Origin of the sequence: Pseudomonas sp. EYE_354 (assembly GCF_023148575.1) — a bacterium.
In the GTDB taxonomy this organism is placed as follows: domain Bacteria; phylum Pseudomonadota; class Gammaproteobacteria; order Pseudomonadales; family Pseudomonadaceae; genus Aquipseudomonas.
On the sequence record NZ_JAHXNQ010000005.1, the window covers coordinates 69,704 to 90,817 of the forward strand.

General features: G+C 54.5%; 16 protein-coding genes and 1 other RNA gene. 6 read left to right on the forward strand and 11 right to left on the reverse strand.

Annotated elements, in window-relative coordinates; genetic code table 11:
• Positions 1-5: 5 nt before the first annotated feature.
• Positions 6-773, reverse strand: coding sequence for an FCD domain-containing protein (locus KZX66_RS08500; protein WP_248078288.1), 768 nt, complete (start codon positions 771-773; stop codon positions 6-8).
• A 250-nt stretch (positions 774-1,023) separates the two neighbouring features.
• Between KZX66_RS08500 and KZX66_RS08505 the strand changes: the two genes are divergently transcribed.
• The 5 genes from KZX66_RS08505 (at position 1,024) to KZX66_RS08525 (ending at position 7,983) form a co-directional block, all read left to right on the forward strand.
• A complete protein-coding gene (locus KZX66_RS08505; protein ID WP_248078291.1) occupies positions 1,024-2,718 on the forward strand; it encodes a lactate permease LctP family transporter in 1,695 nt (564 codons plus the stop codon).
• 106 nt (positions 2,719-2,824) lie between these two features.
• Positions 2,825-5,635: an FAD-binding and (Fe-S)-binding domain-containing protein gene (locus tag KZX66_RS08510; RefSeq protein ID WP_248078295.1), complete on the forward strand. Its 2,811-nt coding sequence runs from the start codon at positions 2,825-2,827 to the stop codon at positions 5,633-5,635.
• 136 nt (positions 5,636-5,771) lie between these two features.
• Positions 5,772-6,050, forward strand: a complete 279-nt coding sequence (locus KZX66_RS08515) for a hypothetical protein (protein WP_248078296.1) — start codon at positions 5,772-5,774, stop codon at positions 6,048-6,050.
• Positions 6,051-6,143: 93 nt separating this feature from the next.
• Positions 6,144-6,540, forward strand: a transfer-messenger RNA (tmRNA) gene (gene ssrA, locus KZX66_RS08520).
• A gap of 186 nt (positions 6,541-6,726) precedes the next feature.
• Positions 6,727-7,983: an integrase domain-containing protein gene (locus tag KZX66_RS08525; protein WP_248078297.1), complete on the forward strand. Its 1,257-nt coding sequence runs from the start codon at positions 6,727-6,729 to the stop codon at positions 7,981-7,983.
• A gap of 166 nt (positions 7,984-8,149) precedes the next feature.
• On the opposite strand, the gene KZX66_RS08530 is transcribed toward KZX66_RS08525, so the two are convergent.
• From KZX66_RS08530 to KZX66_RS08550, 5 genes are all read right to left on the reverse strand, one after another.
• Positions 8,150-8,419, reverse strand: coding sequence for a hypothetical protein (locus KZX66_RS08530; protein ID WP_248078298.1), 270 nt, complete (start codon positions 8,417-8,419; stop codon positions 8,150-8,152).
• Positions 8,416-9,396 (reverse strand): integrase domain-containing protein, encoded by a 981-nt coding sequence (locus tag KZX66_RS08535; RefSeq protein ID WP_248078299.1) that lies wholly within the window; start codon positions 9,394-9,396, stop codon positions 8,416-8,418. The genes KZX66_RS08530 and KZX66_RS08535 overlap by 4 nt, the downstream gene beginning before the upstream one ends.
• On the reverse strand, positions 9,380-9,733 hold the full coding sequence (locus tag KZX66_RS08540; protein ID WP_248078301.1) for a hypothetical protein: 354 nt from the start codon (positions 9,731-9,733) through the stop codon (positions 9,380-9,382). The genes KZX66_RS08535 and KZX66_RS08540 overlap by 17 nt, the downstream gene beginning before the upstream one ends.
• On the reverse strand, positions 9,726-11,126 hold the full coding sequence (locus KZX66_RS08545) for a YfjI family protein (RefSeq protein WP_248078303.1): 1,401 nt from the start codon (positions 11,124-11,126) through the stop codon (positions 9,726-9,728). The genes KZX66_RS08540 and KZX66_RS08545 overlap by 8 nt, the downstream gene beginning before the upstream one ends.
• Positions 11,127-12,201: 1,075 nt before the next feature.
• Complete coding sequence (locus tag KZX66_RS08550; protein ID WP_248078305.1) at positions 12,202-12,732, reverse strand: LasR-specific antiactivator QslA; 531 nt, start codon at positions 12,730-12,732, stop codon at positions 12,202-12,204.
• Positions 12,733-13,256: 524 nt separating this feature from the next.
• On the opposite strand from KZX66_RS08550, the gene KZX66_RS08555 reads away from it, so the two are divergent.
• A complete protein-coding gene (locus KZX66_RS08555) occupies positions 13,257-13,589 on the forward strand; it encodes a hypothetical protein (RefSeq protein WP_248078307.1) in 333 nt (110 codons plus the stop codon).
• A 196-nt stretch (positions 13,590-13,785) separates the two neighbouring features.
• On the opposite strand, the gene KZX66_RS08560 is transcribed toward KZX66_RS08555, so the two are convergent.
• From KZX66_RS08560 to dndC, 5 genes are all read right to left on the reverse strand, one after another.
• Positions 13,786-14,985 carry a hypothetical protein gene (locus KZX66_RS08560; RefSeq protein ID WP_248078309.1) on the reverse strand — a complete coding sequence of 400 codons (1,200 nt, stop codon included), beginning with the start codon at positions 14,983-14,985 and terminating at the stop codon, positions 13,786-13,788.
• A gap of 4 nt (positions 14,986-14,989) precedes the next feature.
• Positions 14,990-16,933, reverse strand: a complete 1,944-nt coding sequence (locus KZX66_RS08565; RefSeq protein ID WP_248078311.1) for a hypothetical protein — start codon at positions 16,931-16,933, stop codon at positions 14,990-14,992.
• Positions 16,934-17,264: 331 nt separating this feature from the next.
• Positions 17,265-17,636 (reverse strand): DNA sulfur modification protein DndE, encoded by a 372-nt coding sequence (dndE, locus tag KZX66_RS08570; protein WP_123594478.1) that lies wholly within the window; start codon positions 17,634-17,636, stop codon positions 17,265-17,267.
• Complete coding sequence (dndD, locus tag KZX66_RS08575; protein WP_248078313.1) at positions 17,629-19,614, reverse strand: DNA sulfur modification protein DndD; 1,986 nt, start codon at positions 19,612-19,614, stop codon at positions 17,629-17,631. Before dndD ends, dndE begins: the two co-directional genes overlap by 8 nt.
• Positions 19,615-19,616: 2 nt before the next feature.
• On the reverse strand, positions 19,617-21,107 hold the full coding sequence (gene dndC / locus KZX66_RS08580; RefSeq protein ID WP_248078315.1) for a DNA phosphorothioation system sulfurtransferase DndC: 1,491 nt from the start codon (positions 21,105-21,107) through the stop codon (positions 19,617-19,619).
• Positions 21,108-21,114 lie beyond the last annotated feature (7 nt).

Genomic DNA, 21,114 nt, shown 5'->3' on the forward strand with positions numbered 1-21,114 from the left:
CCTGGCTACATCCCCTTGCGCCGCTCCGCACGCGCGACGCGCTGAACCTCCTGACGCACTTCCTCCAACACCTCCTGCACATACTCCAAGTGACGCGTCGACACTTCTCGTGCCTGCTCCGCGCGCCCCTCGATAATCGCCAGGTACAGATCCCGATGCTGACTGATCAGCATGTCGCGGGTTTCCGTGCGCTGCTGGTACATCCCGCCAATGTTAGTCACCACGTTGCGCTTAAGCAGGTCGAACAACCCGCGAATAGTGTGCAGCAACACCGCGTTATGACTGGCCTCGGCAATGGCCAAATGAAACCTCGCATCCGCCGCGCCCTCCTCCGCCCGACTCACTTCGTCGACGCGCGCATAACAATCCTGCAGCGCATCGAACGCCGCCGTCAGCCGCTCACGGTCGACTTCGGTCGCGCGTAACGCCGCGTAATAAGCACACGACGCTTCAAGGGTTTGACGAAACTCCAACAGATCGCGCTGCGCCTCAGGATTGTTTTCCAGCAGGTGAAGCAGCGGATCGCTGAAGGTTGACCCCAGGGACTCTGCAACATAATTGCCGCCCCCCTGACGACTCACCAGAAGCCCCTTGGCCGCCAGCTTCTGAATCGCCTCGCGCAGCGAAGGGCGCGACACACCGAACCGTTCGGCCAACGCGCGCTCAGCCGGCAAGCGCTCGCCAGACTTCAGCGTGCCCTCAAGGATCATGCCCTCGAGCTGCTCGACAATATCGTCAGACAAACGGCGCTGACGCACCAGATCAAACCCCATAACTCGCTCTCCACCATCCCGACCACTCGCCGGGGCCTCTATTCTGGCCTATCACCGCATTTCCAGCACCTACCAGAACGCCTTCGCTTTACCCGATCAGATGGGCCAACCGCTCACCTACGACCAAAGTTTCTCAGGCGGCAAATTGACACATCCCCCCGAAGGCTTTTAACCTAGCCCACAGCGATTGTAAATTGGTATTACCAATTATCCAAGCTGACCAAACAACAACAATCAGGGGCCACCCCATATGCAAACCTGGCAACAGCTTTACAGCCCACTCGGCAGCCTCGGCCTGTCCGCACTGGCCGCCGTCATCCCGATCGTATTCTTCTTCCTGGCCCTGGCCGTGTTTCGTCTCAAAGGTCATGTGGCCGGCAGCATTACGCTGGCGCTGTCGATCCTGGTCGCGATCTTCGCCTTCCAGATGCCCGTGGACATGGCACTTGCCGCCGCCGGCTATGGATTTGCCTATGGCCTGTGGCCCATCGCGTGGATCATCGTCGCGGCGGTGTTCCTCTACAAACTCACCGTCAAGAGCGGCCAGTTCGAGATTATTCGCAGCTCGGTGCTGTCGATCACTGACGACCAACGCCTGCAAGTGTTGCTGATCGGCTTCTGCTTCGGGGCCTTCCTCGAAGGGGCTGCAGGTTTCGGCGCACCCGTGGCGATTACCGCCGCGCTGCTGGTGGGCCTGGGCTTCAATCCGCTGTATGCAGCAGGCCTGTGCCTGATTGCCAACACGGCCCCTGTCGCCTTTGGCGCACTAGGGATCCCGATCATCGTTGCAGGCCAAGTGACCGGCATCGATGCATTCAAAATCGGCGCTATGACCGGCCGCCAACTGCCGCTGCTGTCGCTGTTCGTGCCGTTCTGGCTAGTGTTCATGATGGACGGCTTGCGCGGCGTTCGCGAGACCTGGCCGGCAGCGCTGGTAGCAGGCCTGAGTTTTGCCATCACCCAATACTTCACGTCCAACTTCATCGGCCCGGAACTGCCGGACATCACCTCGGCCCTGGCCAGCCTGATTTCCCTGACGCTGTTCCTTAAAATCTGGCAACCCAAGCGCACCGCAGGCGCGCAGATCGCCGGCGCCACCTCTGGCGTAGCGGTCACCGCCAGCGCCGGCGGCTTCGGCTTGCCACGCAGCACCATCGCCTCGCCCTACAGCCTGGGACAGATTGTCAAAGCCTGGTCGCCGTTCCTGATTCTCACCGTGCTCGTGACCATCTGGACGCTCAAACCGTTCAAGGCGATGTTCGCCGCCGGCGGCTCGATGTACAGCTGGGTCTTCAACTTCGCGATCCCGCACCTGGATCAGATGGTGGTCAAGGTCGCGCCCATCGTCACCAATCCAACCGCGATTCCAGCGGTGTTCAAGTTGGACCCGATTTCAGCGACCGGCACCGCGATCTTCTTCTCCGCATTGATTTCGATGCTGGTACTGAAAATCAACCCGAAAATTGGTCTTACCACTTTAAAAGAGACCTTCTACGAGTTGCGCTGGCCGATCCTGTCCATCGGCATGGTGCTGGCCTTCGCTTTCGTCACCAACTACTCCGGCATGTCTTCGACCATGGCGCTGGTATTGGCCGGCACCGGGGCAGCCTTCCCGTTCTTCTCGCCATTCCTTGGCTGGCTGGGGGTTTTTCTGACAGGCTCCGACACGTCGTCCAACGCCCTGTTCAGCTCGCTGCAAGCCACTACTGCGCACCAGATCGGCGTCAACGACACCCTGCTGGTCGCCGCAAACACCAGTGGCGGCGTGACCGGCAAGATGATCTCGCCACAGTCGATTGCCGTGGCCTGCGCCGCGACAGGCCTGGTGGGCAAAGAGTCGGACTTGTTCCGCTTCACCCTCAAACACAGCCTGTTTTTCGCCACCATCGTCGGCCTGATTACCCTGGCTCAGGCCTACTGGCTTACCGGCATGCTGGTGCATTAAAGGCACAAGCAATAGGGTAAGAAACGACGCCGGGCAGTCATCCCGGCGTCGGTTTTGCGCAATCGTGTTAATACGGCGCCCTGGGGGTGCTGAGCCTGGAGGCCCCATGAGTCTGCCCGCCGCTTTCCTTACTGACGTCGCACAGTTGATCCCCAAGGATCGACGCTTCGACGACCCGCTTTCCACCTTGGCTTTCGGCACCGACGCCAGTTTTTACCGATTGATCCCACGACTGGTAATCCGCGTGGAGTCGGAAGACGAAGTCGTCGCGCTGCTGCAATGGGCACAGCGTGACCGCGTACCGGTGACCTTTCGCGCGGCAGGCACCAGCCTGTCGGGCCAAGCGATAAGCGACTCGGTGCTGATCGTCTTGGGCGACAACTGGAACGGCCGCGAAATTCGCGGGCAAGGTACGCAGATCCGCCTGCAACCCGGCGTCATCGGCGCCCAGGCCAATGCCTGGCTGGCCCCCTACGGGCGCAAGATCGGACCAGACCCTGCGTCGATCAATGCCTGCAAGATCGGCGGTATCGTCGCCAACAACGCCAGCGGTATGTGCTGCGGCACCGCACAAAATACCTATCACACCCTGGCGGGCATTCGCCTGGTGCTCGCCGACGGCAGCCGCCTGGACACTGAAGATGCCGCCAGTGTCAGCGCCTTTCGCAAGCAGCACGGCGCACTGCTTGAGCGCCTGGCGACATTGGGCCGTGAGACGCGGGCAAACGCCGAATTGGCTGCAAAAATTCGCCACAAATATCGTCTGAAAAACACCACCGGCCTGTCACTCAACGCCCTGGTGGATTTCGATGAGCCACTGGATATTCTCAGCCACCTGCTGGTAGGTTCCGAAGGCACGTTGGGGTTTATCAGTGCCGTCACTTACGACACTGTGGTCGATCACCCCAACAAAGCCTCGGCGTTGATCGTGTTCCCAGACGTCGAGACCTGCTGCAACGCGGTAACCGTGCTGAAAACCCAACCGGTTTCGGCCGTGGAGCTGCTGGACCGACGCAGCATGCGCTCGGTGCAGAACAAGCCGGGCATGCCGGCTTTCGTACAACACCTGTCGGAAAACGCCTGCGCGCTGCTCATCGAATCCCGCGCCGCGTCCTCCTCGTTACTGCATGAACAACTGGCGCTGATCATGGCGTCCCTGGCCTCTTTCCCAGTGGAAAAGCAGGTCGACTTTACCGAAGACCCTGTAGAAAACGCTCGGCTGTGGGCCATCCGTAAAGACACCTTCCCCGCCGTCGGCGCCGTGCGCAAAACCGGCACCACGGTGATCATCGAAGACGTCACCTTCCCGGTCGAACAATTGGCCATCGGCGTGAACCGCCTGATCGCCCTGTTCGACAAACACCGCTACGACGAAGCCATTCTTTTCGGACATGCGCTGGAAGGCAATCTGCACTTCGTGTTCACCCAAGGCTTCAACAGCGCCGAAGAAGTCACACGCTACCAAGCGTTCATGGACGACGTTGCACACCTGGTGGCGGTGGAGTTCGGTGGCTCACTGAAAGCCGAGCACGGCACCGGCCGCAATATGGCGCCTTTCGTGGAATTGGAATGGGGCAGCGATGCCTACCAGTTGATGTGGCAACTCAAGCGTCTGCTCGACCCCAACGGCATACTCAACCCGGATGTGGTGCTCAGCGAGGACCCGCAGATTCACCTCAAGCACCTCAAGCCGCTGCCGGCGGCCGATGAACTGGTGGACAAGTGCATCGAGTGTGGCTTCTGTGAGCCGGTGTGCCCGTCCAAAGGGCTGACCTTAAGCCCGCGCCAGCGCATCGTGATCTGGCGTGACATCCAGGCAAAAAAACGCGCCGGCATCGATACCACCGACTTGGAAGAGGCCTATCACTACCAAGGCATCGAGACCTGCGCCGCCACCGGGCTGTGTGCCCAACGCTGCCCCGTAGGCATTAATACCGGCGACCTGGTGAAAAAGCTGCGTAGCCATGACGCTGACCGTACGAAAACCGCCGAATGGCTCGCCACCCATTTCGCCACCGCCTTGCAAGGTGCGCGTTTTACCCTGCACGTGGCTAACGGCGCGCGCATGCTGCTGGGCTCACCGCGCCTGGCGAAGTGGTCGGCGGCGGTGACCCACCTGTCCAAAGGGCAGGTCCCGCAGTGGTCTGACGCAATGCCACAACCGGAGAAGGCCATTCGCTTCAGCCCACCTGTGACAGACGAACGACCACGGGTGGTCTACCTGGCGGCATGCGTATCGCGGGCAATGGGCCCAGCCGCCGACGATAAAGAGCAGATGTCGCTGCACGACAAAACCCGTGGCCTGCTGGAAAAAGCCGGTTACCAGGTTGTCTTTCCCGACAACCTGGACAGCCTGTGCTGCGGCCAACCTTTCGCCTCCAAAGGGTACGCCGAACAGGCAGAGCATAAGCGCCAGGAGTTGATCGGCGCGCTACTGCATGCAAGCCGTGGCGGCCTGGACCCTATCTATTGCGACACCAGCCCCTGCACCCTGCGCCTGGTACAAGACATCGGCGAAACGCGTCTGGACCTCTATGACCCCGTACGCTTTATCCGCACGCACCTGATGGATCGGCTCGACTTCACCCCTCAGGAAGCGCCGATCGCCGTGCACGTCACCTGCAGCACCCAGCACCTGGGCGAAAGCCAGGCGCTGATCGACCTGGCCCGGCGCTGCGCCAAAACCGTGGTGATTCCGGAAGGCATCCATTGCTGCGGGTTCGCGGGCGACAAAGGCTTCACCACACCGCAACTCAACGCACACTCGCTGCGCAGCCTCAAAGACGCGGTGCAGCATTGCAGCGAAGGCATCTCCACCAGCCGCACCTGCGAGATCGGCCTGAGCCAGCATGGCGGCATCGATTACCACGGGTTGGTGTATCTCGTGGACCGCGTAACACAGGCACGCGCGCACTGACCCTGCAAAAAAACAGAACCCCTGCGCGCCGACGCAGTCATCTGCATAGGCCTCGACGAACGAGGCCCTTCAGTGATGTCGCTGGCAGCCCCTGAACGCCAGCAGCGTCGAGCCCTTTTACGCAAGGAGATACCCCATGAAGCGTTCCGCTCTTGCTGGCTTGTTCATTACTGCTGCGATGTTGACCTCCCCTGCCTTTGCGGCGGGTGAGGCCGACCTGTGCAAAATCAACCTGGATAAAATCAACAACGGCAAAGCACTGCTCGCCACCGACACCAGTGGCAAAAGTGGCGAGGTCGACACGGCCGTCTCCCAGGCGAAGGCCGCCCACGCCGCCGGTGATGACAAAAAATGCATCGAGATCACCTCCAAGGCGCTGCAGGACCTGCAGAACATGGACAAAGGCGGCGAATAGGCGCGAGGCCAACCTTCGGGTTGGCCTTCCGTGACCATTTGGCGTACACTGCACAGGCTTGTCACTCACTATGAAACAACGAGTTACAAGCACGGGGCCGTTTAGGATTCGACGCCGGTCGCGAAACTTTAGGTGCATGCCGAGTTGGTAACAGAACTCGTAAATCCACTGTTGCAACTACTTATAGTTGCCAATGACGAAAACTACGGCCAGGAATTCGCTATCGCTGCGTAAGCAGCCTTAGACCTGAGCTTCTGGTACCTTCGGGTCCAGCAATCACCAGGGGATGTCTGTAAACCCAAAGTGATTGTCATATAGAACAGAATCGCCGTGCAGTACGTTGTGGACGAAGCGGCTAAAACTTACACAACTCGCCCAAAGCACCCTGCCCTTCGGGTCGCTGAGGGTTAACTTAATAGAAACGGCTAAGCATGTAGTACCGACAGCGGAGTACTGGCGGACGGGGGTTCAAATCCCCCCGGCTCCACCATTTCATCATCTAAAGACGTCCACGGACGTCTTTTTTTGTGCCTGAAATCCATTAAATACAGGAGCTTCAGCGCTTATGGGAGCTTTGGAGAATTTCTGAGTTCCAGCCGGTTTGGTATCCCGGGTGGTATCCCGGACTGCCAAATGCTATTTTCAGGATACCAAAACGGTGCTGGAGGTAGCACCCATGCCTACTAACGCAACCCGCCTCTCCGATCGCCAGCTCAAAGCGGTCAAGGCAACTGGTAAAGACTTCGTCCTCAGCGACGGCGATGGCTTGCAGCTTCGAGTACGCGCCAGCGGCTCGATGATGTGGAACTTCAATTACCGCGAGCCGTTGACCAGAAGCCGTATCAACATGGCGCTTGGTCCATACCCCGACCTCTCGCTAGCAAGCGCCCGGAAGAAAGCCGCAGAGGCGCGAGAGTTGCTCGCTCTGGGCACTGATCCCAAAACCCGGCGTGATGAGGTAAGGCAAGCCAAACTTGCTGAGACTGAACACACTTTCGAGAAGGTGGCCACGGCCTGGTTCGAGTTGAAGAAAGACTCCGTAACCAAAGCCTACGCCGAAGACATTTGGAGATCGCTGACGCTGCATGTTTTCCCAAGCATGAAAACAACGCCACTCTCTCAAATCACTGCTCCGATGGTTATCAAGATCCTTCGCCCAATCGAGGCCAAAGGGAGCCTCGAAACCGTGAAACGATTGAGTCAACGACTCAACGAGATCATGACCTACGGGGTCAACTCCGGGCTGATATTTGCGAACCCCCTCAATGGAATTCGGGCGGTGTTCAAGAAACCCAAGAAAGAGAACATGGCTGCGCTACCACCTGAGGAGCTTCCCGAGCTCATGATGGAAATCGCGAATGCCAGCATCAAACGCACGACCCGCTGCCTGATCGAATGGCAGTTGCATACGATGACCCGCCCTGCCGAAGCAGCCACCACACGATGGGCAGATATCGACTTCGACAAGCGCATTTGGACCATTCCGCCAGAGCGCATGAAAAAGCGTCGCCCGCACACAATCCCCCTCACCGATCAGGCACTTTCGTTACTGGAGACGCTCAAGCAACTCAGTGGTAACAGAGAGTACGTGTTCCCCTCAGATAGAAATCCCCGCACCCATTCCAATAGCCAGACCGCCAACATGGCGTTGAAGCGCATGGGCTTTCAGGACCGTTTAGTCAGCCACGGCTTGCGCTCGATGGCGAGCACCATCCTGAATGAACATGGATGGGATCCGGAGCTGATCGAGGTCGCGCTGGCGCATGTCGACAAGGACGAAGTTCGTAGCGCCTACAACAGGACGGACTACATCGAACGCCGGCGTCCGATGATGGCTTGGTGGAGTGAACATATCCAGAAGGCGGCCACCGGCAGCCTGTCGGCATCGGCTATCAATCAAACCAGAGATCGCAACGTCGTACCGATTCGCTGAACATCCAAAAGGTACGCGCCACCGGCTACGATCCGTGTCGTGTAGTAGGGCGAAAGGAGTGACGACAGTTGCCAGATATCTGGTATGCCTGCGCTTTTTCAGCCAAGCCCCTGAGTATGGGAAGGCTCCGCATTCCCATACTCAGGGGCTCACGCTTAAAGGTCTATCAGGCAACCACGATTTTTGCCTTTCTACGGCGGATCAACCCTGCTGTTAACTCGTAGTAGTAAATGGTATCTGGAGCTGAGCATCGCAAATAGTGCTCCAGAAACCATCTCACGTGCTTTTCTCTCCAGGACCAGGGAGTCGCGCAACCCCAGCGTTCACGAATCACCTCGTGCATCCTTTCTGCTTGCCTGATGTGCCGCTGCTGCGTGGCATGTGCACCTTTGAGCACGGGGCGCAGGAACAACGCTATGTCGAACTCGGCCGTCATCGCCGGCCTCCGATGTAGGCACTCACCACATCGATGCGGTTATGTCCCAATTCGTGGCTGATCTGCTGTCGTGCACGCTGATCAAGCTCTCGATCTTCTCGATGAACGCGACCGCCATTGACGGGTGTATTGAAGCCAGTCAGTCGCTCATAACGCTCACAGGCGTAAGCCGCCCGCAGCTCATGAAAGCCTTTCAATCCATGCTCATGCAAGATGTCCCGTGCCGGTCGCACAACTGATTGCATAAACTCTTTGTAGCTCTCATTGGGGGCCAACAGGTTCCGACTGCGACTGGGTGAAGCCTCCCAGGCCCTATGCAAGGCGCCACGGATTTGATCTGTGATCACGATCCAACGCGGTGCTGACGCGCCTGATCGACCGCCTTTGGTGCCGTCCTGAATATTGATCTTGCCCAGTCGCCCGGCCTCACGTTGCAGTCGGGGCAGGTCCGCCAAGATCGCTTCACGCAGGCGCATACCAGTCTCCCGGGCCAGATGCACAATTGCAGCCACTCGTTGCTGACCTCGCTCTGACAGTGCGCGTGCGATCAACTCGATCTGAGCACGATCTTGGCCTTGCGGGGCCTCCACGCGCACGCTTGAGCGCTGCAAACCCAGCGCCTTGCTCGGACTGGGGATTTTGACGTACTGATCACCGCGCAGCGCAGCCATCGTTCGGTTCACGGTTGACAGTCGGTTCTGCGCGGTGGCGATGCCGACGTTACGCTGCTCAACCTGCTGCCGCATAAAGGCGGCGTACCGCATGAGGGTCTCGCGGTCGATCTGTCGCGCGTCATTGAGTCTCGGCCCTTCCTCGGATCGACACCAACGCACGAATGCTTGCCAGCGATCGCTATGGGCTTTGACGGTAGCAAAATGGCCCTCGCCAAATAGATCTTTCAAGGCTTGCGGTCCGGCATAGCTGAGCTGGCGACCAAAGCCGAAATTGCGCCCCGCTCGCTTATCGACGCGAGCCATTTTTCTGCTCCTGATCGACTGCAGCGAGCTGATGTTGAAGGGCTCGCCAGTGTGCGCCTACGATGGCGAACTGGGCCCAATCAGTAGGGCGAAAACATAGCGCGTTGTCGACGACGTAGAGATGCGCCCCCTCCTTTTCTAACCACTGGATAATGGCTGTCGTCGAGGTGACAGTTTTACGATCGGTGGCGACATCGGCGACAGCGGCGACAACCCTTGTCCTACCTGGTTTTGAGCGTGGCGACAAAGTGGCGACACTCGCGGCGACAAACCACACTTTCGGCTCATTGTGACGTTGAGCTAAGTGGTTGCGCAGTGCTTCATCAAGATTAAACATGGCGCACCTCGAAGGTGTGGCCGTCGGTGATCAGCCACTGATGATCAAGCAACTCGACTAACAGCTTGGTGGCATGGCGACTGCTTTTACGGGCAAAGCGGGGGCCGTTGCGGTTCAGGTCTCGAATACTAAAGCGCTTCCAATCTTTGACCTGCAGCCAGCGCAGCAGCCGGTCTGCCTCCTCTTTTACCCTGCACATCGGTTCCTGCTCGGTCAGGCGCTGGATCTCGGTGAGGTAGTAGCCGACTAAGGCTGAGGCCCGTTGGATATGATCGACCTCCACGACGCTGCTCTCCTCCACAACTGCCAGATTGCCGGCGACGCGCAGCAGGTTGTCGGCGGCCTTCGATCCGCTGGGCCGTACGCTGGCCAGCTCGCCAAACTCACCCAACTGAGCTTCGATAGCATCATGTAGATCAATCCAGCGACGGCGGGCTAACGGGCTGAGGCTAAGCGGTGATAGCTGCAAGGCACCATCAGCGGAAAGCGACCAGGGCTGATAAAACAGGGCCGAAAGGCGGCGGTGATATCGCTTCAGGGCGGCGTCTTTGGACAAGTCGACAGCCTGGTAGCTCCGTTGCCCGGCTAGACTGGTTGGCCAGGTCATCAAGCAACGACCGAGGATGCCTTGCCCCTGCAGCAACGGGTCACTGAGTAACTGCATGGCCAAGTACGGTTGAAGCATGAGGTGCAGGCTCAAGCGTCGGTCATAAGCCCGAAGGCTTTCGCCTGCCATCGAGCGAGCACGATCAATAGGGCTACCGTCCCAGAGTGACGACAAGGCCGTAACCGCTTTCAAACGGTTATCCCGACTCATGGTGCTGCTGCCGAGAAATTGTCCGCCCTCATCACAGAACAGCCCCATGCTGGGCAAGTCATGACAGAGCCCCTTGATCAGGGCTTCAATGGTTGGATCTGTGGTGATAAGTCTGGGTGCAGAGGGCTCCGCTTCAAGCGCAATGCTTACTGTGGAGCCGGGTTCGACAGGGTTGACACGCAATGCCTGTCGCTGCGCAACACGGTACCGGGCGAGCTGTTCGCTATAGCGCTGCCACTGCTCACGCTCCCATTGCCGCGCGGGCAGCAATGCAAATCGATCTGCCGCCGTTTTACGATCCCCTGACGCGGCCACCGTGATCAGGTACAGCGACAGGGGATAATTTCTCCCGTCGAGCTGTAAGCCCGCATGTCCTTGGGTGGCCAGCGCCGAGGTGGCCAACACCGATTGCGCGGCCAGTGCTTGGGGCACGCCGATAACCTCGGCCATGCGCTCCACCGCAGGCCCAAGAATCCCACCCAGTGCCTGCACCGGATAAGGCTGGGCCACGGGATTCGACTCAATCAGCGGTCGAGGTGGTCGTGGTAGTTCAAGCTTCGGATCTAACTGCTGCATGGGCCCTCTCCTCGTTCATTGCTGGTTGTCCTCACGTAGTCCCGCCACGGCTGTTGAGTGTTATCAGGGATCAAGGCCCCTGCGGCCTGTGAGGTGTTCACTGACGCGGAACGCACGGCTCCTTACGACCGGGAGCAAGGGCATGAACCCATGAATCAGGCCTCCTTAAACGCATCCGAAGATGCGGGCGGGTGGAGGCTGTGCCGACTGACGAGTTCGGCACCTGGAGATCCTGAGTGGGAGAAGGCAACAACATCGACACCAGGGGCATACCCGACTGTCAGTCAGGTGCAGCCTGTCCATAGGCTGCGGCACCGGTGCCTGTGTTATTGCGGATGGCGACGAATCGGAGTTGTCAGGCCGATTGTCACGAGGAGAGTTGCGGCAATGCCTTGTACGACATGGCTTACAGCAGTGGTACGAGCGCCCGTCTCTTTCCAGAAGAAAGAGACGGGCGCGGTCTGGCGCAGCGAAGTGTGCCGATAGGTGAGGTTGCTGCAGCGCAGCGAGGTAGGTCCATCGTCTGCCGCAGTGGGCAGATAAGTCGAGTGAGCACCCATCACTCTTAGGGAGTGACCGTGCGAGCTGCCGGATGCTAATCGCACTTTGGGAGAACCACCACACAAGTGGCGTAGCCTTAAAGGTTCTGGCTACCTGGGCAGGTGCTGTCAACGACAGCGATCCGTGCGCCAATTTTTATACCCACTCGAAAAGGCGGTCAAGCGTCACTGCCGAAGTGCTCAGAAAGTGGCGACTGTCGCCAATTTTGTCGCCATGCTCCAGGCCACGTTCTACGTGGGTTGTCGCCGGCGTCGCCGCTGTCGCCACACCTACATCCATGCCCAACGAAAAGATTCGCACATACACTGAAATGGCGCTGCGCTTGATAAAGGTTGCAGGGAATTACTGACGGGTGAAAGCAAGCGTGGCGTTCGTCAAATTTGAGAATGGGAGGGTGGAACGCCGCGGCTTTGAGAAAAGCGAGTGAACCCTCCGATCGGCGCGATCAAAGATCGCTGGATCGGAGGGTTTGGCGGGAAAAGCAAATCTCAAACGTCAATTACAGACTCAGGCATCAAAGCGGGGTTGATTGAGAAGTGACGGCCTCACGTCGCATGATCAGCGTCTGCTGCAACCGCAGCAAAAAACCTCCTTCAAATGCTTCTTGAGGATCACCCGGACGGTGATGCTTTCGGTTTTGCGCCAGTGCCCACCACAGCGGCAATGATGAGCCATCGAGCCAGGTCTCAGCGCATCGAACGCCGTCCTCAATCATCGGGCGGAATTCATTGCCCCATGGTGTTCGGATACCGGGACAGCCTTCAGCGGAAGGGACAGAGACGTACTCACCAATCTGTTGATGAACGCGCTGAGCAGGGATACCCGACAGATATCGGAATGCCTTGTCGAACAGCACTGCTGCGTCATCCAACAGCTCTACCGCCAGTTCAACATCTTGCGGAAAATGAAGCAGAATACTCTGTGCTCCATTAAGCCGAAGAGTGGCAGCCTGCCGTAGTTTAATGGCGGCATCTTCAGGGGTGAGCAACGCGGTATCGATGCTGTTGGGTTTGGGAAGGCCAATGAGAAGCGAGAGATCAAACATCACGGAATCCTCCGAGATAGTTTGTGGTACTAAAAAAACACCTAGGGCGGCGCACGGGCTTAAAAGGGGGACAGGTCATTTCCTTCTCTCCTCGGACAGTTAAGGAGCCGTCCACCCAGCCGTTCTGACACGAAATGGGTGGCGGACCGTACGGGGGTCAGAAACCGGCGTCCGAGGGAACCGGCCAGGCCTAAGCCTGCCCCGCACGGACCGCCATAGAAAAGCAGCAGCTAAGCCTCTGTAAGCACTTAATCGCTGGCTATGGCGCTATGCGCCTCGAACAATTCAGGTTCTGACACCCGGCCACGGGATTGACCGCGACGACGCAAAGCGTAAATGTGAAGTAGCAACAATACAAGCATGAGTGTCAATAAGCGCCGTATCCTCATGAAAGCGTCAGGCAGAAGATAACGCTCATCCACATCTATTGCCTTGCGCTCAGTCCGCCCAACCTCTCTTTATTACAGAATCCGGCCATGATGTTAGAATTAGATGGTAGACATAACGCCTAAGGAAGAAACGGCATGAATGCAGAGTTGACGGAAGACGAGATGCGCCGGGCGCTATTCGGTGAATCTGAGCCCACTGTACCTGCGATTGACTCTCGCGCGCAAAATACCATCTCGGATGTCATGCTAGCGAAACCGGTAAAGAAGGCGAATAAACAACAAGCCTCAAAAGGCTTCACACCCAGGCTGAAAGTCACCTTGCGCGTGGGAAATGAATTCGAAGGAGAGATGCACGAGATTGTGCATGAGGCCGATACGCTGAGCTCTTTAGTAGCCGAGCAAGACGCAACAAAGACGGCCAGAAAAAAATTCAGGTTTGTGGAAGTGGTATCGGTCAAATCAATGTAAGCTGGAGTTCTAACTTTACATCGTATCGTTTTCTGTCAATCGACCAGTTTGTTCCGGCTGGCGAATCAACCCACAACTTACGATGTAAGTATCGCAGACTTAAACGCGAAGCCAAACCAACCAATAGTCAGCTTATTAGCCACAACATAAACTTGAAATCGCCTTCAGGAATTTATTACTCAAAAAGTCGAATCAGCTATACAACCAATGATAAAGCCGAATGAACTGAAAACGCGCTTCTTAGGTCACCATTCGGATCAAGCATATCCTCTAGCTCTAATGGCCAAGGCTCGCCCAATGCCTTCACTGCGCCCTTCCATTTACTGTTAGCTATATCAGGCAATCCATTCCTGATTCTCACGAATAAACTCTCAGCATCAACCGTCCGAGGGCAAGACATATGATGCGTGTATACAAAAAGATTTCTCCAAGAGTTCAATTTAATTAAATCGTTCGACATTCCATTAAGAGAAAAACCACCATTAGATAGAGCAGAAAGCAGAGCATCAAAGCCAACCCACTCCTTATTCGGAGTGGCCATTCTAGCTCCACTACGGGAGGTAAAATCAAGCATGTTTTGATCTGCGCATTTAGCCGCAAGCAGCCATTCAGCCGCCCTGTGCAAGAATAGTAAAGCAAGCACATAATTTTTATTAGCATAATGAATATCCGAGGAAACCGTCATAAACGCTGAGGCCTGCCTGAAAACATCAGACTCCTTCCGCGTAGATGTCACCTCTAAATGCAAATCTGCTGCTTCCTCTTTAATTGCCTCAATCCACTCTTTGATTTTTTGCAGGCTAGAAGGTATCCCACCATTTAGAATAGCGGCAAAACGCTGGCTTGAACGTTCTAAAGAGTTAGCCAACGATGCAGGCTCTTTCCACCAAACTCGGTGTTTAGGTAATGCGTCATCATGAATGAAGAAAGCAGGCAAGCTCCACTCATGTAATGAAGTACGTCCAAAATCCGATGCAAATTGTGAAACTTTTATGAGAAGACGCTGTGAACTTACAGGTAAAACATTAGACATTCCGCTAAAAATTTCTAGGCGTGCAGCAGATGTACATACTGCATTAATATCGAAGCGCCTCAAGCCAACTAACAATTCACAAGCAGACTGCACTATATCCCGGACAGACTCTTGCAACGTACCAACGGCAGCGAGAAACCCTGGCGTATCAATTTGTTGCCGGACACAGTCTTTAATACCCTGCAGACGTACTAAAGCGTCTATCACATCGACGTGCGCACAACCGGCAGGGAGCACTCTTACAACCTGCTCTACGTTAGGCCAATTACCACAACTAATGTGCAGACTGGCATCATCCATATCATTGTGCTTAACGTAAACGATGCGAGCACCGCCTAGCGAAGTTCCTTCTGTCCACAGCACATGCTTACTCCACAGGCCAAAGATCAGAAGGATCCTGTTCGAGCTGATTGGCAAAACGAGTTAATGCCTCCCTAAACTTCTCCATAGCCTTCTCGCCAGTACTTTCCTCGAATGCAGCCGGATCACTCTTTCTCAAATCTCTTAGAGAACCAGCTTCGGTTTCGCCGAAAAAATCAGCTAAATTGCGCTTAACATCTCGGGATATTTGATCAAGCATTGTTGAGGAATAACGTAGCGCCGCATCTGTACCTAAAGCCAACAATCGACGATCAAAAACTCCCTGCTGCTCTAAATCCATGTTGGCTTTCAACTGCTCTATTAACGCTTCGCGCACGTCTCGACGCAGAAGAGCAGCAAGCTGAACATCGGCCCATGCATCTCTAGCCCACTGCGCGCCAAAATTGATGTTATCGTTCTTCCAAAGCACCCTGCGAGTATATAATTGATGCTCACTCAAATAATCTAACTGGGAAGATGCTACGAACACATTAGAAGCCGCTACTGCAGCATTCACTATGTGAATATTATCAACCCCTTGGTGAGCTAGCTCACGAGCCAGAGTTAACCAAAAGCGCATATAACCTTGCTGGAAGGCTTGTCGCATATACACGACATCTTTATCTGGCACTTGGGTGTCAGCCTTGAATACTGCCCAAGCGCCCTGAGCGAGTTCGTCATACATCTCTCGCTCATTATAAACAAATCGAGCAAGATAGTTAGACAAGCTTGCACTTGCCGGATTCCCAAGATCGGTCTGCTTTTTGACTTTAGCAAACGCTTTACCTAAGCGAGATTCAAGCTCTTGATATGGACGCAACTTACGCAATAGAATATCTAGCGCAGGAGTAAGGTGAGAGTTAATTTGCTCCCTAATTATTGGATCAATACGCAGCCCTGGAGATTGGTCACGCATCCCCAACGGATCAAATTCAGGGTCGATTTCCTCTAGCTTATCCTCACACTCTCCGAGGTGCAGCATCGCTGCGGCCAAACGCGGGACACCAAACAAATAATTCTCAAGTATACCGGCGATTATAGACACAGTGGTGATAGAAAAAGGTCGCAATCTGGCGTCGGTACTTTGATTCTCGCGTGTATTCCACTCTAACAAATGGAGACGGCTCCAATTGTTGTCCTCTATATCATGTTTCCACTGGTTAGCTAAGGAACGAACCGCAGAGGCTGCGTTACTTGAGTCATCAAGTAACAAGATGAAATGTCCACTAACACGCTGTGGTTCTGAGTTGACTGTAACAAAAATATCGCGCAAGTCTTTGACAATCTGCTCATCCGCCTCCGCCGTAGCTAAGGGCATCCAAACTATACAAACAGGCTGTTCAATATTTGCCACGATCTGTTTAGTTTCCGGCTTACTATTTAGCAGCCGTAGCGCTTGAAGCCGATGCTGCCCGTCTAAAGTTACCAACTTCGTACGGTCTGGATTGACCCCAAGCATAGCCGCGTAGTCATAAAATTCTACAGCCTCGCCAAGCCAATCTATTACGCGCCCACCTTGCCCCTGTGCGGCTTGGTACAAGTCTAGCTTGAAGCCATCACGATCATAAACCGTACTTAAAGTGCCCTCTGAAATCGGTTGCTGAATGACAGAGTCATAATTAGGCTTAAGATTGTTATCGCCGTCCATCACCGCTAGACAAACCAACAACGGCGGAAAAAACACCGCCCGCTGGCTCCCCATTTTTAAGTAGCCTTCAGCTATACGAACAACCCTAGAATGATCAATATCCCTCTGAATAAGCTCTTCGAATGCTACACGGCGAATGTTGAATACATCTGCAGCTACGTTGAGCTTTTCAAGCTGACTAATTCGGAGCGTAGTAGACAGATAATTCAACGTATGACTCGAATCGGTTTGAAATCGACCGAATGAGCCACGCAGCTTCAAGCCAAAAACGTCAATATTTCTTGGGCCGGGCGGCATAGCCATATGCTGTTATCCTTTAAAATCTGTTAATGGGGCTATCTTGCCTTATCACATGATTCGAAGCTAGACGCAAAATCTGCCCTTCAGAAGGCGCACGGCCTTACTGCAGTGCGCCGCCCCCCCCCACAACTGAAAGGTTGACCAGTGAATGTAGCCTGTTTTTTGCCTTACGTCGGCGAATCGTTTGCGTCTCTGCACGTCATCGGTATTCATGCGGCTGTGTAACGCGTCATTGAGTGTTGGGCGTCGCCCCACTACTGAGAAGGACCCGCCAAAAAACTCTGTTTCACAAGGGTACAGACCAAACCCACCAATCAACCCGCTCGCTTTCTACCTAACACACGTTTCGGTAGATAGTATCCGCTAGATAGCTATCGCTCTTACCCGCGAGGTAAGAGAGCCCTCGATGCAGATGACTCACACATAGCTTCCTAATGTTTTCAACACTTGGTTCTTTACCATCTTGCTGAAGACGCTGTAGCAAAAGGTTAAGATATAGCTCTTCAAATCCGCCTGTAAAGACTCGCCAATCTATCTCTACTCCGCCACTATAATTGAACTCCTCATCTGGCAGCACAGATGGCTCGGCCAAAGACAGGCAAAGTGCATGCCGACATATAGAATTATAATGCTCCATACCGGTCTTACGCTTTAAAGTAGAAAGCTGAATTTTCGCTGCCGCGGTTAAACGGATTCGGTCAATCATTAGTCATTACCAAGTGGGTCTGATGAGCTTTTACCGAAACTAAACTCCGACGACTCTCGTCGTCAAAAATCAATTCATACTCTCGACTCAGATGCTGTTCCAAAGCCTCATGCACACTACCTTCCACTTCCTCATCCGTGGACAACACTAACACTTGATGAGAAACCTTGGCGAAGAAGTTATGGATTAAAGCTTCTCGATGCTGGCGATCTAGGCGCGCTAAAGGGGTATCTACTACTACTGGGAATCGACCTTTGCGCTCTCGAATCAGCGCGCTCAATACGGAAATAGCCAGTATTTGCCGCTCACCTGCTGATAAGCGCTCCATTGGCAAGGTATAACCATTTACATCTTCGATGGAAACCGCGTACGTCTGCGGTTCCACTAAAACACGAGAGATCAAGTTTCTCTTACGAAGTAGCTGCTTGAATTCGGCGGTTATCATCTCTGACAGCCACTTTGCCTTGGAAGCTAATAGGCGATCTCGAAAGATGTTCAGCGCTAATTTCGCACGATCAGCAGCTTCCAAAGCAATAAGCTGGAAGGCACCCTCCTTAAGCTCGGCTCGATTCCGTGACATTGCAGCGTTGTATCGCTGCTCGAAGTGAGCTTGTTTACCCCTCAGTTCGCCCAGTTCTCGACTCAGCTCTTGTGACTTCCATTCAGCGACTGAAACAGCTTGAGTAAGACTCTGCATAGCCTGAAAAACAGAACCAATTTGTTCATCGTCAGGTATCTGCTCCGCTGCCTGCTGAGCTTTTTCCATAATTTGTTGAGTGACCGCAACGTCTTCCTGCGCAGCTTTCAAACGTTGTTTGGCTTGCTCTAGACCCGGCTCTAACTCAAACGGGTCCCCCCCTTGCAGAAATACTGGCGAATGCTCTTCGACCGCTCGCAGCTCCTGCAAGTCAGCTGCTAACAGGTCAGCGACAGCATGTTGAGCGTTCGGAGCCCTATCAGCTAATAGCTCCAAAATTCGTTTGTCACGATCAGCAAACTCTTCAAGCAGCAAGCTAGCGTGCTTAGCATCGCGATCTTTCTGCCACTGAGCCTTGTAGCCAGCCCAAAGTGGAGATAACCATGCTAAAGGGAGGAGCGGATCCTCTAAGGCAGCTACTAACGCCATTTGCGCTTGTTCATTTTGCTGCTTGCTAAGTTTGGCTCGAGCCCCTAAATCCGCAGCTTGCTGATATGCTTTAAGGCCACTACGCTGCGCCTCGACGGAGTAGGCCTCTAACTTGCGCTGCGCATCGTCTAGCTCGTTCCTAGCTTGGGCTTGACGTTGCGACAATATACCGATTTGCCCCTTTAACTCTTCGAGCTGCTGCTCATAGTCGTCAGCCAGTGGCTCGTCGTTGCCCCCCCCAGAAGCATTCTTTTTATTAGTTCGACGCTCTAGAGCTCTCAAATCTCCAGCTAATGCGTCGATGCCGCCGACACCTAGGAAAACCTCAGTCGCTCGACGTAAAAGCTCAGGAAGACGTTCAGGGTTAGCCAACGCCTCAATTTTTTCTCCATCAAAAAGAAAAAGGTGAACTAGCTCTACCGGCATGATGCCGTTGATGAAGTCATCCCAATCTTCCGCTAGTGCTAAATCCTCAAAATGTCCAGCGAAGACTCGGAAACGCTCACGATAACCTTTTTCCTTAGGTAACCACTCACGGCGGATGGTAAGCACCTGTGTGTAGTCGCCGACCTCAATACCAAGCTGCATCTCTATTCGAGCAGGTCCAGTGGCATCTGTCCGCTGCAAACCAGTGATCAGTTGGTCATATTCTGTGCGCCGAGTTTGGTTAATGGCCTTGTAACCATACAATCCAATCTGCAAAGCAGTGAGAAGAGTGGTTTTACCGCTACCATTTAGAGCTTTCACCAAGATCACAGGGCGCAGAGCATGCACGCTCAAATCGAAAATCTGCTGCTCACGAAATGGGCCGAGATTTTCGATAGAAATTTTGTTAATTGTTAACTTGGCCATGCTTACGTCTCTTCCACTTCTACTACTGCCAGAGGGATTAGTTCTAGCTCGTCGTTAGTACTTGCCTCATCCTGACTTTCGTCTCGAGTGCTTTTAGCGAATTCTAAAGCATCAAGCTCTGTACGGAATGCGTTGGCCTTGAGAACTTCCTCCAAACGGTCTAAATGGCGAGAGCGTTTTTGGGTCTGCATGGATTGAAACTGGACAGCGAGCAGGTTGCGAGTGAGTTGATAAAGCTGTTCACTAGCCTCCGGATCGAGCTCTGCCGCGACCTCGCTCAATAACGCTAAGTCCTCTGCTTCCAAAGGAACAGGCTCCATTGCCCGCCCTGGGTATTTTTCAAGGAAAACGCGCTCATAGATTTCCGGTACTAAGTCCTCGATTTCGCCCTTTTCCTCAACCCAAATGCGTCGAATGGCATCAAGTTCATCGAGGGAGATTAATTCGATTTGAACATGTCCTGGGACTTTGGCATCCCGCAACGCACACTGGGTACGCAGTAGCTCTTCCAGCAGCTTTGCTCGATAACTCTGCAAATACGGACCATGTATAAGCTCAGCAGTATCTCCCTTGCCCATTAGTTTTACGCGGCCGTTCATGCGTTTGAAATCCCGGACATCCCAATCCTGTACGCTTAAATAATTATTGCGGAAGTCCAGAATCGGCTTCATCCATGACTTTTGATCATCGTTCTGGATCATGGCCTGCATGGACTTGTCCTGCGACACCATGGTGCAGACGTAGCACCCAAAGCGACTGTCACCACAGCTGGGGGTCGATTTATCGACCACTACCGGGCATTCAGCATCAGGAGTTGCTCCTTTATAGATGCTGAACAAATCCTGATTGTCGACGCCCCAAGGATTTTCATCAGTCAGGACGTACATCCAGACGTCATCGCTAGTCCAGGTTTCTATAGGAAGGTAAACCCAAACTCGAGAAAGTTTGGGATCACGATTACGACTCAGACGATCGCGAGTACTTCCACTGTAGTTTTCGATCACCTTGTCACGCGCCTGGCTTTCGCCTCGGCGCTGACCGAGCACTAAAATTGCCTCGTTATTAGCCTCAGACAGCTCCTGAATAAATTTCGTGGAAGCACTTATCTTCAAGCGATCAGTGCACCAACGGAAACGATTTCGCGGAGCGGGATAACCCTTGCCAATCAGATTGACCCAAAAACGGTGCTCGATGCTGGGAGTAAGCCGGTGAGGATGAATTGGCAGCCCCTGCCGCTCCGCCTCGACCTTCATACTTCGTAGTGATGAATCAACCCAAGCCGCAATAACTGGGTTCTCGACCAAGGTATCAGTACTGATGACATGAATATCTTTGGTACGTTGTTCGGCAGGGAGAGCCGCGACAGCCTTCCATATTAGCTGCAGTGACGCCGTTGAGTCCTTACCGCCGCTATAACCTACGATCCAGGGCATGGAATCAGAGCGGTAAAGCGACTGAATTTCTTCAATGATAGTTTCGGGAGGCGTGGTCATAATTTTT

Bases quoted from the DNA above. Each gene is read 5' to 3' on its own strand.
- KZX66_RS08565 (WP_248078311.1), bottom strand. From the start codon at position 16,933: ATGGCTATGCCGCCCGGCCCAAGAAATATTGACGTTTTTGGCTTGAAG.
- KZX66_RS08505 (WP_248078291.1), top strand. From the start codon at position 1,024: ATGCAAACCTGGCAACAGCTTTACAGCCCACTCGGCAGCCTCGGCCTG.
- KZX66_RS08535 (WP_248078299.1), bottom strand. From the start codon at position 9,396: ATGGCTCGCGTCGATAAGCGAGCGGGGCGCAATTTCGGCTTTGGTCGC.
- dndD (WP_248078313.1), bottom strand. From the start codon at position 19,614: ATGGCCAAGTTAACAATTAACAAAATTTCTATCGAAAATCTCGGCCCA.
- KZX66_RS08545 (WP_248078303.1), bottom strand. From the start codon at position 11,126: ATGCAGCAGTTAGATCCGAAGCTTGAACTACCACGACCACCTCGACCG.
- KZX66_RS08530 (WP_248078298.1), bottom strand. From the start codon at position 8,419: ATGACGGCCGAGTTCGACATAGCGTTGTTCCTGCGCCCCGTGCTCAAA.
- KZX66_RS08510 (WP_248078295.1), top strand. From the start codon at position 2,825: ATGAGTCTGCCCGCCGCTTTCCTTACTGACGTCGCACAGTTGATCCCC.
- KZX66_RS08525 (WP_248078297.1), top strand. From the start codon at position 6,727: ATGCCTACTAACGCAACCCGCCTCTCCGATCGCCAGCTCAAAGCGGTC.
- KZX66_RS08555 (WP_248078307.1), top strand. From the start codon at position 13,257: ATGAATGCAGAGTTGACGGAAGACGAGATGCGCCGGGCGCTATTCGGT.
- dndE (WP_123594478.1), bottom strand. From the start codon at position 17,636: ATGATTGACCGAATCCGTTTAACCGCGGCAGCGAAAATTCAGCTTTCT.
- KZX66_RS08500 (WP_248078288.1), bottom strand. From the start codon at position 773: ATGGGGTTTGATCTGGTGCGTCAGCGCCGTTTGTCTGACGATATTGTC.
- dndC (WP_248078315.1), bottom strand. From the start codon at position 21,107: ATGACCACGCCTCCCGAAACTATCATTGAAGAAATTCAGTCGCTTTAC.
- KZX66_RS08540 (WP_248078301.1), bottom strand. From the start codon at position 9,733: ATGTTTAATCTTGATGAAGCACTGCGCAACCACTTAGCTCAACGTCAC.
- KZX66_RS08550 (WP_248078305.1), bottom strand. From the start codon at position 12,732: ATGTTTGATCTCTCGCTTCTCATTGGCCTTCCCAAACCCAACAGCATC.
- KZX66_RS08515 (WP_248078296.1), top strand. From the start codon at position 5,772: ATGAAGCGTTCCGCTCTTGCTGGCTTGTTCATTACTGCTGCGATGTTG.